This is a genomic window from Oceanicoccus sp. (assembly GCF_029238675.1).
Classification (GTDB): domain Bacteria; phylum Pseudomonadota; class Gammaproteobacteria; order Pseudomonadales; family Dasaniaceae; genus Oceanicoccus.
Window position 1 is genome coordinate 50,709 of record NZ_JAQWFR010000027.1, and the last position, 15,889, is coordinate 66,597.

Genomic DNA, 15,889 nt, shown 5'->3' on the forward strand with positions numbered 1-15,889 from the left:
AAGGCGAGAGGGTGACAGTCTTAATTATCAACTGCCACCGCACACGTCATTCCCGCGCACGCGGGAATCCAGTGCTGTCAATTTCCGCAGCCTGCCCTCGAGTGCTTTATGAGCATGCAGGCTGGATTCCCGCCTGCGCGGGAATGACGGTTTGCGGCGAGCTTAAAGTCCGTCCCGCTCCAGACGGATGGTAACGCGGCGGTTAGCCGAGCGTTTTTTGGCATTGGCGTTACTGGCCACCGGATAGCGCTCACCATGGTAGCGGGTAGTAATAATGGCTTCATCTACCCCTTTGGCAATCAAGTATTGGGTCACTGCCTCAGCCCGGCGCTTGGATAAATCCAGGTTATAAAGACGCCGGCCCGCATTGTCGGCATGACCATCAATAAAGAAACCGGTGATTGACGAGTCGGCCTTAACATACTGCACCACATGGTCCAGCTGGGTTTTCGAGGACTTGGTTAACTCATATTTGGCAGTGGGGAAGTGAATACGGGAACGATTGATCTGGTCAAAATTAACCGGCAACAAAGCCGACAGGCAGCCCCGATACTGATCATAGGCTTTACGAAAGTTAACCGAGGACAAAAAGACTTCAGTCTGCTCATCTTCGGCATACCAGGAAGGACGGGAAAAAACCGGTGACATACCATTATACAATTCATTGAGTAGCTGATGGGTGCGTTTTTTACCCAGGGAGATTGAGGGCTTACCCGCACTAACTTTGACCACACCCATATCCAGGCCGCGGCGAGTTTCATCCCATACTGGCGCGGCAGAGACTAACCTCGCTTCTCCGGGCTTCATCGCCTTACGGGTGGAAGCCAAATAGAACTTCTGCTCTTCTCCGGCCCGATTAGCGAATACCGCATCACCAAAATAGGGTACCGGCTGCAACATTTTGCACTCGAAGGGGGAAAGCTCCAGCCTCCACTCGGCATGATTCATACCTGGCCCAAGGCGCACCGCCTGCACAGACAGTGTCAAACAGCCGATTAACAACCCCAAAATAACCTGTAAATACCCACGACTCATAGCAATCTCCTACTACTTTTCTTCTATTATCAGGCCCTTATCGGCAAATCAGCCAATTTCTTTAAACCCGGCCTCGAATCCGGTAGCATGCACGCTCAAAGGCCATTGGCCGACACTCCCTGTATTGAAAGAAGTGATCCATGACATCAGCCCCAACAGAACTCACCCTGACCCGCCCGGACGACTGGCACGTTCACCTGCGAGATGAACAAGCACTTAGACACACTGTACCGGCCATGGCTCGGTACTTTGGCCGCACTATTGTCATGCCTAACCTGGCACCCCCTGTCAGTAATGGAGCGCAGGCCAGTGCCTATCGCGAGCGGATTATGCAGGCCCAGCAAGATTGCCCCCGTCAGGTAGAACCCCTGATGGTGATTTATTTAACCGATAACACCACCGCTGAAGATATTCGCCAGGCCAAAGCGGCGGGTGTTGTGGCCTGCAAACTTTACCCTGCCGGTGCCACCACCAACTCTGACTCTGGCGTTACCGATATCAATAAGATTTACCCCGCACTGGAAGCCATGCAGCAGGAAGGCCTGCGGTTTTTATTGCACGGCGAGGTGACAGACCACGAGATTGATATCTTCGATCGTGAAAAAGTCTTTATTGATCGCTCACTGCGACAGCTCGCTAAAGACTTCCCCGAATTACCTATGGTGCTGGAACATATCACCACCAAAGACGCGGCACAGTTTGTAGCTGAGGCTGGCCAGAATGTAGCTGCCACCATCACCGCGCATCACCTGCTGTATAACCGCAACGACATGCTGGCGGGCGGTATTCGCCCGCACTATTACTGCCTGCCTATTTTGAAACGCAATATTCACCAGCAGGCCCTGATAGACGCCGCGACCAGCGGCAGTAACAAGTTTTTCCTGGGCACGGATTCTGCGCCCCATACCCAGAACAATAAAGAAACCAGTTGCGGTTGTGCCGGTAGCTATACTGCCCACGCCGCTATTGAGCTGTATGCCCAGGCTTTTGAGCAAGCTGGTGCACTGGACAAGCTGGAACAATTTGCCAGCCATAATGGCCCCGACTTTTATGGTATGGAAAGAAACAAAGATACTATTACATTAAAAAAATCTGCCTGGCAGGTCGCCGAACGTTTACCGCTGGGCGACTCACACGTTATCCCACTTTGCGCCGGCGAAACACTGCAATGGCAAGTTGTCGCCTAGCTAAGGAATATATGTGAACGACGAACAGTTTAACGAAGAAGAACTTCACCCACTATCGAAACGGTTTCGCGGTTTTTTACCCGTGGTGATCGATGTGGAAACCGGCGGCTTTGATTGCCAGACCGATGGTTTACTGGAAATTGCAGCCACCACTGTGACCATGGACGACCGGGGCGATCTTAAACCGGATAAAACCTTTGTCTTTAATGTGGTGCCTTTTGAAGGGGCTAATCTCGACCCGGCGGCGCTGGAGTTTACCGGTATTGATCCTCACCATCCCTTTCGCGAAGCCGACCCGGAAGAAACGGTTTTTACCGAGTTACTGCAGGCTATCAGAAAACAGGTCAAAGCCCATGATTGTACCCGTGCGGTACTGGTGGGCCACAACGCTCACTTTGACCACGGTTTTGTGATGGCGGCGGTAGAGCGCTGCCAGATTAAGCGCAATCCATTTCACCCCTTTTCGGTATTTGATACTGCGACGCTGGCGGGCCTGGCCTTTGGGCAAACGGTTTTAGCTAAAGCCTGCCAAACAGCGGAAATCGCTTTTGATAATGCCGAGGCACATTCGGCGGCCTACGACACAGAAAAAACTGCGGAATTATTTTGCCTGATTGTTAATCGCTGGAAGGACCTTGGTGGTTTTCCTACTCCAACATCGGATTAGGTAATCGCCAAACTAAAGTAAAAACTGGCGCCACCTTTTGGATTATGCTCAAAACCAATGGTCCCGCCCTGAGCCTGGATAATTGACTGGCAGATTGATAAACCAATGCCCATGCCATTGGTTTTTGTTGTATAGAAAGGGTTAAACACCTGATCTTCTTTACCCTCTGCAATCCCAACGCCATGATCAATAACACGGATAAAGACCGCATTGCCTTGCCGCTCGGTTTTTACCATTACGCCCTGGGCGGAGCTATTAGCCATTGCCGTTGCCTCCATGGCATTGCGAATTAAATTCAGGGTCACCTGTTGAATTTGCACCACATCCAAATGCAAGGCTGGTAAGTCCAACTGCGGCTCAAAATGCACGCTCACATCATTGATGCGTGAATCGACCTCAGCCAGGACTATCACCTCCATGACCATCTCATTAACATCGACCTCCGATAGCACACCGTTGGGTTTTTTTACATAGCTGCGCATTCTGTGGATCACTTCAGAGGCACGCTCAGACTGAACATTCAATTTGTCCAGTAACTCGGCAAGTTGCTGGTGCTGGAAATTCTCACGCTCCAATAGACGCCGGGCAACCCTGGAATAATTGGAAATCGCCGTCAGCGGCTGGTTGACCTCATGGGCAATACCCGCAGCCATTGCCCCGGTAGTATTTAACCGCTCCATATGGGCAATATTCTGGCGCTGGGACTCCAGCTCCTGGCGGGCAATACGCAGCGCTTCTTCACTGTCTAACCATTCACTGATATCACGAAAGACAACAACCGCCCCGCCCTCGGCCCTGGGTGTTGAGGTGATGGCTATGGGTAAAAAGGTATTGTCTCGCCGCCTGATTAGCTTCATATCACTATGGGCTGACTGCCCCATACGGTAGCTAAGATAAGGCAGTGTTTCATGCTCCTGCATCTTAACAGTCTCATCCACTTCAAACAGCCTGAGTGCAGTTAGCTGTTCTCCCAGGCAGTCGGCCACGGCCCAGCCACAAATAACCATCGCCGAGGGGTTTAGCATAGTAATACGGCCATCTTTGTCGAGGCCGATAATCCCTTCACTGACCGCATTGAATATTTGGTGATTTTCAGATTCCAGCTCAAAATTTCTTCTGGCTAACTGGCGCTCAAGACGGTGAATTTTTATATGGTTGCGAACACGGGCAACCACTTCATCCGCCTGGAAGGGTTTGGAAATATAGTCCACGCCGCCCACAGCAAAGGCTTTAACTTTGGCGCTACTAATTTCCAGTGCCGAAAGAAATATAATGGCGATATCGGCAGTATCGGGGTTGTTTTTCAGTATTTCACAGACCTCATAGCCATCTATACCCGGCATCATAATATCGAGCAGGATCAACGAGGGTTTAGTTTGTTGAGCGATCTGTACCGCTGTTTCTCCATCCTCGGCGGTCAGTAATTTATAACCACCATTAGACAGTGTCTTATAAAGGATTTTCAGGTTGACAGGATTATCATCGACCAGCAGCACATGCTCCAATACACCTTTTTCTTGCTCTGCCTGTGGTATGGATAAATCACTCATAGTGGAATAAAGCCCTTGCCTTGTCAGCGATGCTGAAAGCACCGCTATAGTTATTAGATTAGCATCAGCAACACGGGCATATCTATAAATACATCGATAAGGCTTTACTGAAGCGACAAAATGCCATATAAATCAATGATAACCAATAATAAATTGCTGGAGCATTCAAGATGGATATAGCTGCATGTGTTCATGTCGTCGAGGATGACGATGCCGTTCGGGACTCACTTCAAATGATGCTGGAGTCCATTGGCTACCGGGTTCAGGCTTTTGCAAGTGCCGACAGTTTTCTGGATGCTTACTCCCAGGATATGGCCGGTTGTATTGTGCTGGACATCCGTATGCCCGGCATGAACGGCATGGAATTACACCGCAAGCTTAACGAGATTAACTCCATCCTACCGATTATTTTTGTAACCGGACACGGTGATGTACCGATGGCAGTAGAAGCCATGCAACAAGGTGCTTTGGACTTTGTCCAAAAACCCTATCGCGAGCAGGAGCTGCTGGACAAAATCAGCCAGGCTATGACCCTCGACCAGGAGAACCGCGATAGCCTGCAACAAAAACAAGTCATCTTTGCCGGCATCAATGAACTAACAGCGCGGGAAGGCGATGTAATGCGACAGATGGTGGAGGGCAAGGCGAATAAGGTTATCGCTATTGAACTGAATATCAGCCAGCGGACGGTAGAAATTCATCGCGCCCGGGTAATGGAAAAGCTGAACGCCAACTCACTGGCCCATTTGGTGAGAATGTATTTATCTGTCGAAGCTGAGATAAATAGCCAGCACGCCTGAAATCTTTGCTTAAGCCACGGTACGCTTAAACGGCGGCAGGGAATTTAACATCGCCTGGCCGTAACGCTTACTAACCACTCGGCGGTCTAACAAAGTCACTCTGCCGCTATCGGTTTCTGTTCTCAATAAACGGCCACTGGCCTGCACTAGTTTAAGTGCGGCATCCGGCACGGTTATATCCATAAACGGATTGCCGCCACGACTTTCAATCCACTCCGCCAATGCCGACTCGACAGGTTGGTCTGGCACTGCAAAAGGGATTTTGGCAATCACCACATGGGTGCAATACAAACCGGGTAAGTCAACACCCTCGGCAAAACTGGCCAAGCCAAAAATCACACTGCCATCACCGGCATCCACTGCTTCTTTATGCATTCTTAGCACTTCGTGTTTGGGATAATGCCCCTGCATAATAATGCGCTGCTGCCACTCTAAAGTAATTCCTTCAAACACCTGCTCCATTTGGCGGCGGGAAGCAAATAGCACCAGACTACCCTGTTTGCTATTTAATAGTTCCGGCAGCATATCGATAAGCGCTTCAGTATGGGCCTCTGCATCGGAAGGTTCACAGGGCATTTGCGGCACCACTAATTCACCGGCCTCAGCAAAATTAAACGGACTGGGCACCACGGCATAATTGGTTTGCTCCGGCGTGCCGGCACGCATCTTAAAACGATCAAAACCACCCAGTGCAGTTAAGGTTGCGGAGGTAATAACCGCGCCGTAACAGCGGTTCCATAAATACTGGGATAAAGTGTTCGCCGCCAAAATCGGGCTGGTGGAAACTTCAAAATCCAGATTGCCACCGGCGCCCTCTACCACCGCAATCCAGCGACCGCGTGGCGGGTCTTCCACAGTATTGGCATGGCTGTAATCAGACCATAAAGAGTAGTTACCCTCGGCACGGCCACGCAACATCGACAGGGGTGGAAACCAGGCTTCGGCGATGGTTTTAGGAATCGCATGCTCGGCATCTTCCATCGCCTCTTCCAATAATTTACAGCAGCCGTCCAATGCATCCTGCATACCGCGAAATTGCATGACCAACTCAGTGGCCTGCGCTCTTAACACATCCGGCACCAAACCCTGTTCAAAACGATGGGTAGGAATAGAACCACGACGACCAGGCTCAACACTGACCATGGATTCCAAACTATTAAACAGCATACCCATATGCTGTTTAAGCGTTTCCATAATCGGCGGCAGGGCCTGCAGGTGTCGCCCAATACCGGCAGCATTACCCAACTGCGGCGCCGCTTTGGCCAGCACTTTAATACCCTGGTCTAACCAGCGCTCGGTTGAACGCACGCGGCTAAATTGTGAAAAATGGTTAATCGCCTTATCCGGCAAGTGATGGCCTTCATCAAAAATAAAAATACAATCTTCAGGGTCGGGCAAAATGGCGCCACCGCCCAAAGCTAAATCTGCCAATACCAAATCGTGATTGGTGACAATCACATCAACGCTGCCTAACTGCTCGCGCCCTTTATAAAAACAGCACTGACTAATATTGGCGCAGCGACGACCCGTGCACTGAGCATGATCAGTAGTGACCCTGGACCAGGTTGGCACATCCAATTCCTGCGACCAGGCATCGCGGTCACCATCCCAGTCACCCGCCCCTAGTGCGGTCAGCATATCCTGATAAACATTCAATGTTTGCGTATCCACCTGCGCCTGTTGTTCGTCGGGATAAAGCGCCATAGCTTCACTGTTAGCGTTGCTATCTTGCAACACCGCATCCAGTTTAGACAGGCATAAATAACGCCCACGACCTTTAGCCAGGGCGAAATTAAATGACAGATCACTGTGACGTAAAATATCGGGCAGGTCTTTATGAATAATCTGTTCTTGCAGGGCAACGGTTGCGGTAGAGATGACCAGAGTTTTCTCCAAAGCTTGGGCAATGGGTACCGCAGCTACGGTATAAGCGATGGTTTTGCCCGTACCCGTTCCCGCCTCTACGACGCAGACTGGCGTATCTTGCTGGTCATTTTTTGCTGTGAGCGTGCGCGCCACTTCGGCGATCATTAAACGCTGGCCATAGCGGGCTTTTAACTCTTTGCTATCCAGCAAGGAGGTATAAGCCGATTGGATGGATTCTTTTATGGTGTCAGTTAACATGCAGCACAACTATCATGAAAAAGATCAGGCAAAATCTTTTTTGCGGTCAATCGTATTCGCGTAAATACCTAGTGCAAACTCTCTGTGCTCAGCAGGTAGGGCATTAATACGCGCACTAAAGGCTGCCTCGCCCGCGGCTAAATCCTGTGCGGAAAAAGTCTGGTGATCACTGGAGTGTACACCTTCGGGATAGTGCCCATGCAACAATTTATAGGCAAAAAAGTTACTGCTATGTAGCACATAGTTGCCAACAACCTGTCGATCAATGGCATCAGCTACCGCATCGGCATTGTCAAACTCACCTTCTAATGGCACACCAAAAGACACATGTACATTGCCTTTATTACCAGCAATACCTTTGGCAATAGACTCTACATCTTCATGCTCGTCTTTTTGATATTCACCGTGGGTGGCGGTTTCATAAAGCTCTTTCGCTTTAGCACCATCGCAGGGGTCTAGCTCATAAGAAATAGAGACCGGCACAATATGTAACTTATTAATATAGTCAGAGAGACTTTCTGTCTGTTTTTGTTGGCTCATAGCCAGCATTTTTATAATGGCAGGCTCAGTACGGTCATTACCATCTTTGGCTCGACCTTCGCGCTGGGCAATCCATATGGGGTTGTTATCTTCTTCTATGGAGTGACGAATATAGCTGGACAGCATTTTATAGGCAGCCAGTATTTGCCGTGGCCCCTTGGCGGAGCGCTTTACGATAAAGCTTTTATTTAGCCTCATTAAGTCGGATACATAGGGCTTGGTTAACAGATTGTCACCAATGGCAATGCGCACGGTATCATGGTCGTTGTGATATAGCGCATAGGTAACGAAGGCGGGGTCCATGGTGATATCGCGATGGTTGCTCATAAACAGATAGGGTTTATTCGGGTCCAATGCGTCCAATCCGGATACGGTAAGGCCTGTGGTGGTGCTTTCTATCATGCCGTCCATATACCCTTTGACCACATGCTGAAAATCTTCGACGGTGCTAACACCCCGTAGCTGGCGTGAAATGACAAAACGAATAATGGGATAAACCAGCCAGGTAAAGGCTTTATGCCATGGGCCCAGTTTTAAGCTGGCCACCGCAGCAACCAGCTCATCATCAGCCAGCAAATTGTTTAAAACGGAAGCCACTTCTTCATTATTATAGGGACGGATATCCGCAAACTGGCCCATGTGATTCACTACCTTTAGTTAAACTTGATTGGCGGCGAACGATACCGGAAATGGGCTGCTTAGTCATCCGCAACGCACCCGATCGAACAAAAACCACGCAGATAAACCATGACTTGAAGGCAGGCACGAACTAATTAGCGTCATCCATCTGAATTAGCTTGACGCCCCCCATGCTAATCCCTATGATGCGCGCCTTGCTTAACAACAGCCAGCAACGGCCTGTTGTTTCGACAGAGCTTATTGATGCGGGGTGGAGCAGCCTGGTAGCTCGTCGGGCTCATAACCCGAAGGTCGTCAGTTCAAATCTGGCCCCCGCTACCAATTCAAGATACGCCCGTTAGATAGAAGCCAGAGGATCGGTACCTACTACATCTGGCGCAGCCGCTAAAAAAACCTACCCACCGATTAAGGTGAACTATTACCAATATCCGCCGAGACGATTGGTAAGCCGTTGGTCAAATGCTAAAATCCTCGCACGATTTTTTTCAACCAACCCGACATAGAACCTTCGGCATGAAAAAACACCTATCAATTGCTTTAACCACCACTTTAGTTGCATTTTCTTTAAGCGCTTCGGCTGCCAGGCCTGCCAGCATCACCTTCGAATCTAATGGCACAACCGCTGACGGCGTTGAATACGCTAACTTCAGTGTTAAATGCTCTAATGGCGAGAAACAAATATTGACCGCATGGGATAACCGCAAAAAATGGTGTGTGGGTAGTGATCCTCTGGAAAACTGTCACCAGAAGCAGATCAAAACCGCTAAGAAAGCCTGTAAAGATTAACCGCTTATTTGGGCGCAAGTATTAAACCCAGCCTGATTAATTATCAGGCTGGGGTTTTTTATGTCTGGCAGCTACACTTAAGTGGTAACCGTGATTTATTGTCTAATTCACTATCAGGTAGGCAAGCTGTGCAGATTCTCGATAACTACTATGAGCCAAGCCCACTAGCACGTGCTATAGAGCCGAATTATAAAGGCAGTGGCTTCAAGCTCTCGCCAGGCGAGCAATCGAGCATAGTGGCTGATTCAACACAGGGCCATTCAACACAGGACCATTCAACACAGAACAATGAGCAAGCCGCCCTACCCCTGCATTTTTATCTGCAAAACCTGCACTACCAAAGACTTAATCACAGCATCAACTCGGCAAGCAAAGAAAAGCGCAAGCAAAAAGAACAGCAATAAGGTTGCCCGCCTTCTGCTGCTATTTATACAAGGTAACGCGATTGCAACCAGTTGCGCTCAACCTCGCCCATCCCTAAAACTTCCTGCAAATAATCTTCAACCCGTGGGAACTCCTTGTCGATAATCTCAAAGGCAGATTGCAAATAGTCGGGCCGCACCTCCAGCATCGGGCGCATAACCTCTGGCTCACCCGGCCATTGGTATTTTTGACTGATGCGGGCAACCTCCTTATCAACCGAAAGGTAATCAGCTGTCAGCATATAATCCGCAAAAATAGTTTCCCGTGATACGCCCAGGGCCGATAACATCATTGCCGCTGCAAAACCCGTGCGATCTTTACCCGCCGCACAATGCACCAAAGACCCGCCCTCATCCAGATTTAAAAAACAGCTAAACATTTTTCGGTATTGTTCCGACTGGTCAAAAACGAACTCTTTATTAACGTCACACATAAAGCCGGCCAGCTGCTCGCTATTCATTGTACCCGCCGCGATTATCTCTACAAAATCCACCGCATTGCCGGGGTTAATCGGCAACGGAACCATTTCCGGCATCGCGGATTCAGGCAATAGACTGGGGTCTTTTAGTCGCTCATCATCCCGCCTGAAATCAAAGACTATACGGATATCCAGGCTACCAAACTGGTCCTGGTCATTATCGGTAAGCTTGGACAACTCGCCGGAACGAAATAGCTGGCGCCATTTTATAGCTCGACCATCCCTTGTTTTATAGCCACCGTAATCACGAAAGTTAGGGGTTCCCTCAAAGGGGATATGGCGACGGGTGGCAACATCAGTTTTATCATCAAACATATTTACGGCTCTGTTATTTTTCCGGGGTGATTATAGATAGATCGCTATAGATAGAAGGGGGGTAATAATAAAGAAGAAATAAAAAAGGAGCCACCAAAGGTGGCTCCAGCTCACGAGGGGAGAGCTACGTGAAAACTTAAAGACTTAGTCCAGCAAAGCGAGCTCGGTAGCGGTTTACCGCCACCTGGGCCTGCAGCATTTCATAGCAACAAGCAGCATTCACTATCCGATTAACATGAATTCAGCTTAGCCTTATTAGCGCCTGACTTCATGGGTAAAAAGTTGGCAATTATTTTATTGACGGAGGGAGCCCAGGTTTTACGCGGGTTCACAAACAGCCCTGCCAACTAGTTACATTTTTAATCACTAAAAACCAGCAATAACTAGCCGATGCGGTTGACATCGAGGTCTTTACAAGGAATAATCCCGCCTCCTAATTTTCCACTCTTTTTTAAAGACCACATTAGACACAGGATTTAAACCATGGCGAATTCACCACAAGCCAAAAAACGCGCCCGCCAGGGCGAGAAGCGTCGCCAGCACAATGCCGGTCTTCGCTCTGTTGTTCGTACTTCTATCAAGAAAGTATTGGCCGCTATCGCCACTGGCAATGCCGAAGAAGCTACTGCAGCCTACGCCGCAGCCGTACCGGTTATTGACCGCATGGCAGACAAAGGCATTATTCACAAGAATAAAGCTGCTCGTCATAAGAGCCGCCTTAACTCACAGGTAAAGGCCCTGGCTGCTTAATTGAGTAGCCTGAAGGCAAAAAAACCGGCGATAGCCGGTTTTTTTATGCCTGGTGCTTAAGCCCCGCAAGATTACATCAACACCAGATTATCCCGGTGAATCAATTCCTCTTCACCCTGGTAGCCTAATATCTCTTCAATCTCCTGACTGGCCTTACCAATAATTTGCCGGGCATCAAAAACGCTGTAATTCACCAGGCCTCGGGCAATTTCATTACCGGCCCGATCCGTACAAGACACCAGGTCACCCCGGCTAAAAGCCCCGGAAACTGCCCTGACACCTACAGGCAATAAACTACGGCCTGATTCGCGCAACACTTTTACCGCCCCATCATCCAGTTGCACCGTGCCATTTAACTGCGACATGCCTGCCAGCCACTGCTTGCGGGCCACCAGTGGCCGCTGCTTGGCTTTTAGCAATGTACCCAAGGCCTGCTGAAGGGAAAGGCGCAACAATACATCCTGGAATTCGCCCCCCACAATCACCGTACTGGCACCGGACCGAGCAGCCAATTTAGCCGCCCGCACCTTGGTAACCATACCGCCACGACCCAGTGCTCCAGCGCTGCCTCCGGCCATCTGCTCCAGATTCTCGTCATCAACTGCCGCCTCAATCACCAATTTGGCATCAGGGTTAGTGCGTGGGTCGGCGCTATACAAACCCTCCTGGTCGGTCAATATAATCAAACGGTCAGCATCAATCAGGTTGGCCACCAACGCAGCCAGTGTGTCATTGTCACCGAAGCGGATTTCATCGGTCACCACCGTGTCATTCTCATTCACCACAGGAATCACCCCCAGCTTTAACAGCGTGGTGAGTGTGCCCCTGGCATTTAAATAACGGTCGCGAGCGGAGATATCATCATGCCCCAACAAGACCTGGGCAGTATGCAGGTCAAACTTCTGGAAACAGGACTCATAAGCCTGCACCAGCCCCATCTGGCCCAGTGCAGCGGCTGCCTGGAGGTCATGCAGGGCATGGGGCCTTTCAACCCAGCCTAAACGACTCATACCCACCGCGACAGCACCGGATGAGACCAATACCAGCTCTATGCCCTGCTGGCGCAACTCGGCCATCTGTGCAGTCCAGCCGGCAATAGCCTCCATATCCAGACCTTTGCCATTGGCGGTCAGCAATGCACTGCCAATTTTAACGACCCAGCGCTGGGGCCTAACGGTTGTTTGCTGCGTATTCATCATTTCACTCAAGGTTCGTAGACCACCTCAACATCGTAATCATCTTCATCCCAATCATCATCGTCATCTTGCTCTGCTTGCCTGGCAGCCCTGGCCGCTTTGCGCACTGCAGCCAATTGCTGGATTCGCAGGCGTGACTCTTCCTGCATGCGACTCTGGATATCAGCCTCCATAGCCACCAACTCAGGATCTTCCAATTCTCTTTCTTTGCAGGCTTCAAGATAAGCCATCACATCACCACAGATAGGCTCGACACCCAGCTTACTAATAGCCGCAATGGAGTAAACCGGCCCCTGCCAGCCCAGCGCATCAATCACCTTCTGGCATCGCTCTTCGCGCTCATTTTCTGGCAGCAGATCCATTTTGTTCAATACCAACCAGCGGTCGCGCTGATGCAAGGTAGGGCTAAAACGCTCTAACTCAGTAATAATCGCCTGCGCCGCCTCAGCGGGGTCACTGCCATCGAAAGGCGCCATATCAACAAGATGCAGTAATAAGCGAGTACGGGTCAGGTGCTTTAAAAAGCGAATCCCCAAACCTGCACCTTCGGAGGCACCTTCAATCAAGCCCGGGATATCAGCGACCACAAAGCTGCGGTGGGCCTGCACTTTTACCACACCCAGGTTCGGCACCATAGTCGTAAACGGATAGCCCGCTACTTTAGGCTTCGCCGCCGATACTGCACGGATAAAGGTCGACTTACCCGCATTGGGCAGCCCCAGCAAACCCACATCCGCTAAAACCTTTAATTCCAATTTCAGATTGCGGAACTCACCTTCTGAGCCCGGTGATGTTTGTCTGGGTGCCCGGTTGGTGCTCGATTTAAAGCGGGTATTACCCAAACCGTGAAAACCACCCTGCGCCACTTTGATACGCTGACCGTGCTCTGCCAAATCACCTAAAACTTCCTGGGTGTCGTCATCGATAATTGTGGTGCCTACCGGTACTGTAAGCGTTAAATCACTGCCGCCTTTACCGGTACAATTTCTTCCGCTACCCCCTTTACCATTTTCTGCCTGGTAAAAGCGCTGAAAGCGGTAATCCACCATAGTATTAACCGCAAAATCAGCTTGTAGCCAAACACTGCCGCCATCACCACCATCACCACCATCGGGGCCGCCTTCAGCAACATATTTTTCACGGCGAAAGCTGAGTGCGCCATTGCCACCATTACCGGCCTGCACCTTAATAGTAGCTTCATCGACAAATTTCATGCCTGTTCTCCGCTTTCGACATCACGATTCAATGTAATTGGACATGTGATGGATAATAGTTGATTAATCCGCAAATAAAAAAGCCCCGTCATATGACGAGGCTTTTTATCAAACTTTCTCGTGCTTAGGCAGAAACAACGCTGATATATTTGCGATTTTTCGGGCCTTTCACTTCAAACTTTACTACACCATCGGCTTTGGCGAACAGAGTGTGATCTACACCCAGGCCAACATTTTCACCGGCGTGGAAACGTGTACCACGCTGACGAACCAAAATGTTACCAGCCAATACATCCTGACCACCAAAACGCTTAACACCTAAGCGCTTGGCATTAGAATCGCGACCGTTACGAGTACTACCACCTGCTTTCTTATGAGCCATTGTTACTTCTCCTCGTTAGTCTGTTAGCCTTTAATAGCTGTAATTTTCACTTCAGTGTACCACTGACGGTGACCAGCCTGCTTCATAGAATGTTTACGACGACGGAACTTCATGATTTTCACTTTCTTGTGACGGGCCTGGTCAACAACCTCGGCAGTCACTTTTCCACCATCAACGTAAGGGGCGCCAATTTTGGCACTCTCACCTTCGCCAACCATTAATACTTTATCGAAATCAATCGACTCACCAATGGCGACTTCAATTTTTTCTAACTTGAGGGTTTCACCCTCTTTGACTCGGTGTTGCTTACCACCGCTTTCAATAACAGCGTACATAGCTTTACTCCACTAATATTGGCCTGCTTGCATATAGGTCTTGCGTGGTACAGCCGGCTGTAGCAATCATCCCTATGACAATCAATACAATCGGTACAAGTCCAGGCACTAAGCCCATGCCTCAATCCAGTATTCCTCAGAATCCTAAAAAGGGGTCGGGTTCAGATTTGGGAGGCGCATTCTACGGTAGTTATGGAGACAGGACAAGCCCTAAAATACCGTTAAAACCAACCAACTGCCCCGGATTATGCTGTGGGCTCAGCCCGCTTGACACCATAACAGCATCCCCCTAGCATGCGGCTCCCGCTGTTCAATAAGGAATAGCGTCCCGATTAGGCTAGCCAGGCACCCATAATAGTTATGCAACAGGTTCGTAAGGTCGTCGCCAAAGAGTTTGAAGCGGTTAATCAACTGATTATCGACCAACTCCACTCCAACGTCCCCTTAGTTGAGAATATCGGCCACTATATCGTAGATGCTGGGGGCAAACGTATGCGCCCCATGCTGGCCCTGATCAGCGGTGGTGCCTGTGGCAACCTGAATAAAGACCACCTGACACTGGCGGCAGTGATTGAGTTTATCCATACCGCCACCCTGCTGCACGATGATGTGGTGGATATCTCCACCCTGCGCCGCGGCCGACCCACCGCCAATGCGGAATGGGGTAACGCTCCCAGCGTGCTGGTAGGGGACTTTCTGTATACCCGCGCCTTCCAGCTACTGGTCTCCATCGGCAATATGGAGGTGATGACACTGATGTCCGAGGTCACTAATACCATTGCCGAAGGTGAAGTACTGCAATTAACCAAAGCGGGAGACCCCAACACCACCGAAGAAGATTATTTTGAGGTGATCAAGAATAAAACTGCCGTGCTATTTGCCGCGGCAACCGCCTGCGGCGCGATTTTAGCCGGCTCCAAACAGCAGGAGATCGACCGTTTCTACCAATACGGGCTGGATCTTGGGCTGGCCTTCCAACTGGTTGACGATGTACTTGATTATGAGGGCAATGCCGAAGAAATGGGTAAAAACGTAGGGGACGACCTGGCCGAAGGCAAGCCCACCCTGCCCCTGATTTACACCATGAAACAAGGCAGCCAGGAAGATGCGACTCTTGTTTATGATGCCATCAGCAATAAAAGTATCGACCAACTCAGCCATGTTATTAGCGCCGTGCAACGCTGTGATGCGCTGACTTATACCAAACAGCTGGCCCAACAGAAAAGCCAGGCCGCTGCTGCCATTATCAACGACTGCAAAGACAGCCCTTATAAGGAATCGTTAATACGGCTGGCCCATTTAGCAGTCTCCAGAAACAGCTAAGCTGCCCCTCTTAGGGAAATAGTCCACTATTTTCGTCGGTTTTTTTTACATGCGCCCCTCGCTATATCGCTCTAACGCCTATACTTTGGCCACATCTAACATAATGTCTTAGTGGCACAGATAAGGGAAATCCCGTTTATGTCAT

Annotated in this window: 16 protein-coding genes and 1 tRNA gene; 8 read left to right on the forward strand and 9 right to left on the reverse strand. The window is 49.9% G+C overall.

Annotation, left to right across the window (positions count from 1 at the left end):
- Positions 1-162: 162 nt before the first annotated feature.
- The gene (locus P8H32_RS09375; RefSeq protein WP_297291440.1) at positions 163-1,035 is read right to left on the reverse strand and encodes an OmpA family protein; all 873 of its coding nucleotides are present in this window, start codon (positions 1,033-1,035) and stop codon (positions 163-165) included.
- 140 nt (positions 1,036-1,175) lie between these two features.
- Here P8H32_RS09375 and pyrC point away from each other — a divergent pair, with 140 nt between their 5' ends.
- Together pyrC and rnt are read left to right on the forward strand one after the other, a co-directional pair.
- Positions 1,176-2,222 (forward strand): dihydroorotase, encoded by a 1,047-nt coding sequence (pyrC, locus tag P8H32_RS09380; protein ID WP_297291441.1) that lies wholly within the window; start codon positions 1,176-1,178, stop codon positions 2,220-2,222.
- A gap of 7 nt (positions 2,223-2,229) precedes the next feature.
- The gene (gene rnt / locus P8H32_RS09385; RefSeq protein WP_297291446.1) at positions 2,230-2,889 is read left to right on the forward strand and encodes a ribonuclease T; all 660 of its coding nucleotides are present in this window, start codon (positions 2,230-2,232) and stop codon (positions 2,887-2,889) included.
- Here the strand turns inward: rnt and P8H32_RS09390 are convergent.
- The gene (locus P8H32_RS09390) at positions 2,886-4,439 is read right to left on the reverse strand and encodes a response regulator (protein WP_297291442.1); all 1,554 of its coding nucleotides are present in this window, start codon (positions 4,437-4,439) and stop codon (positions 2,886-2,888) included. The genes rnt and P8H32_RS09390 overlap by 4 nt on opposite strands.
- 170 nt (positions 4,440-4,609) lie before the next feature.
- Between P8H32_RS09390 and P8H32_RS09395 the strand changes: the two genes are divergently transcribed.
- Positions 4,610-5,239, forward strand: coding sequence for a response regulator (locus tag P8H32_RS09395; protein ID WP_297291443.1), 630 nt, complete (start codon positions 4,610-4,612; stop codon positions 5,237-5,239).
- Between the two features lie 9 nt (positions 5,240-5,248).
- Here the strand turns inward: P8H32_RS09395 and dinG are convergent, their stop codons facing one another.
- A complete protein-coding gene (gene dinG, locus P8H32_RS09400) occupies positions 5,249-7,363 on the reverse strand; it encodes an ATP-dependent DNA helicase DinG (RefSeq protein ID WP_297291444.1) in 2,115 nt (704 codons plus the stop codon).
- Between the two features lie 24 nt (positions 7,364-7,387).
- Complete coding sequence (locus tag P8H32_RS09405; RefSeq protein WP_301089260.1) at positions 7,388-8,542, reverse strand: 1-acyl-sn-glycerol-3-phosphate acyltransferase; 1,155 nt, start codon at positions 8,540-8,542, stop codon at positions 7,388-7,390.
- 244 nt (positions 8,543-8,786) lie between these two features.
- Here P8H32_RS09405 and P8H32_RS09410 point away from each other — a divergent pair.
- From P8H32_RS09410 to P8H32_RS09420, 3 genes are all read left to right on the forward strand, one after another.
- Positions 8,787-8,863 (forward strand) — tRNA-Met (locus P8H32_RS09410).
- 192 nt (positions 8,864-9,055) lie between these two features.
- The gene (locus P8H32_RS09415; RefSeq protein WP_297293115.1) at positions 9,056-9,328 is read left to right on the forward strand and encodes a hypothetical protein; all 273 of its coding nucleotides are present in this window, start codon (positions 9,056-9,058) and stop codon (positions 9,326-9,328) included.
- Between the two features lie 8 nt (positions 9,329-9,336).
- Positions 9,337-9,732: a hypothetical protein gene (locus P8H32_RS09420; protein WP_297293116.1), complete on the forward strand. Its 396-nt coding sequence runs from the start codon at positions 9,337-9,339 to the stop codon at positions 9,730-9,732.
- Between the two features lie 23 nt (positions 9,733-9,755).
- Here P8H32_RS09420 and P8H32_RS09425 read toward each other — a convergent pair whose 3' ends face one another.
- Positions 9,756-10,544 (reverse strand): tyrosine-protein phosphatase, encoded by a 789-nt coding sequence (locus tag P8H32_RS09425; protein WP_301089261.1) that lies wholly within the window; start codon positions 10,542-10,544, stop codon positions 9,756-9,758.
- A 483-nt stretch (positions 10,545-11,027) separates the two neighbouring features.
- On the opposite strand from P8H32_RS09425, the gene rpsT reads away from it, so the two are divergent.
- Positions 11,028-11,294, forward strand: a complete 267-nt coding sequence (gene rpsT, locus P8H32_RS09430) for a 30S ribosomal protein S20 (RefSeq protein WP_297293118.1) — start codon at positions 11,028-11,030, stop codon at positions 11,292-11,294.
- 71 nt (positions 11,295-11,365) lie between these two features.
- On the opposite strand, the gene proB is transcribed toward rpsT, so the two are convergent.
- The 4 genes from proB to rplU all read right to left on the reverse strand — a co-directional run bounded on the left by proB (position 11,366) and on the right by rplU (position 14,421).
- Entirely contained in the window at positions 11,366-12,490 is a 1,125-nt protein-coding gene (gene proB / locus P8H32_RS09435) for a glutamate 5-kinase (RefSeq protein ID WP_301089271.1), read from the reverse strand.
- Between the two features lie 8 nt (positions 12,491-12,498).
- Positions 12,499-13,704: an Obg family GTPase CgtA gene (gene cgtA / locus P8H32_RS09440; protein ID WP_301089262.1), complete on the reverse strand. Its 1,206-nt coding sequence runs from the start codon at positions 13,702-13,704 to the stop codon at positions 12,499-12,501.
- Between the two features lie 124 nt (positions 13,705-13,828).
- The gene (gene rpmA / locus P8H32_RS09445) at positions 13,829-14,086 is read right to left on the reverse strand and encodes a 50S ribosomal protein L27 (RefSeq protein ID WP_085758676.1); all 258 of its coding nucleotides are present in this window, start codon (positions 14,084-14,086) and stop codon (positions 13,829-13,831) included.
- Between the two features lie 23 nt (positions 14,087-14,109).
- Positions 14,110-14,421 (reverse strand): 50S ribosomal protein L21, encoded by a 312-nt coding sequence (gene rplU / locus P8H32_RS09450; RefSeq protein ID WP_297293120.1) that lies wholly within the window; start codon positions 14,419-14,421, stop codon positions 14,110-14,112.
- Positions 14,422-14,781: 360 nt separating this feature from the next.
- Between rplU and P8H32_RS09455 the strand changes: the two genes are divergently transcribed.
- Positions 14,782-15,744 carry a polyprenyl synthetase family protein gene (locus P8H32_RS09455; RefSeq protein ID WP_297293121.1) on the forward strand — a complete coding sequence of 321 codons (963 nt, stop codon included), beginning with the start codon at positions 14,782-14,784 and terminating at the stop codon, positions 15,742-15,744.
- Positions 15,745-15,889 lie beyond the last annotated feature (145 nt).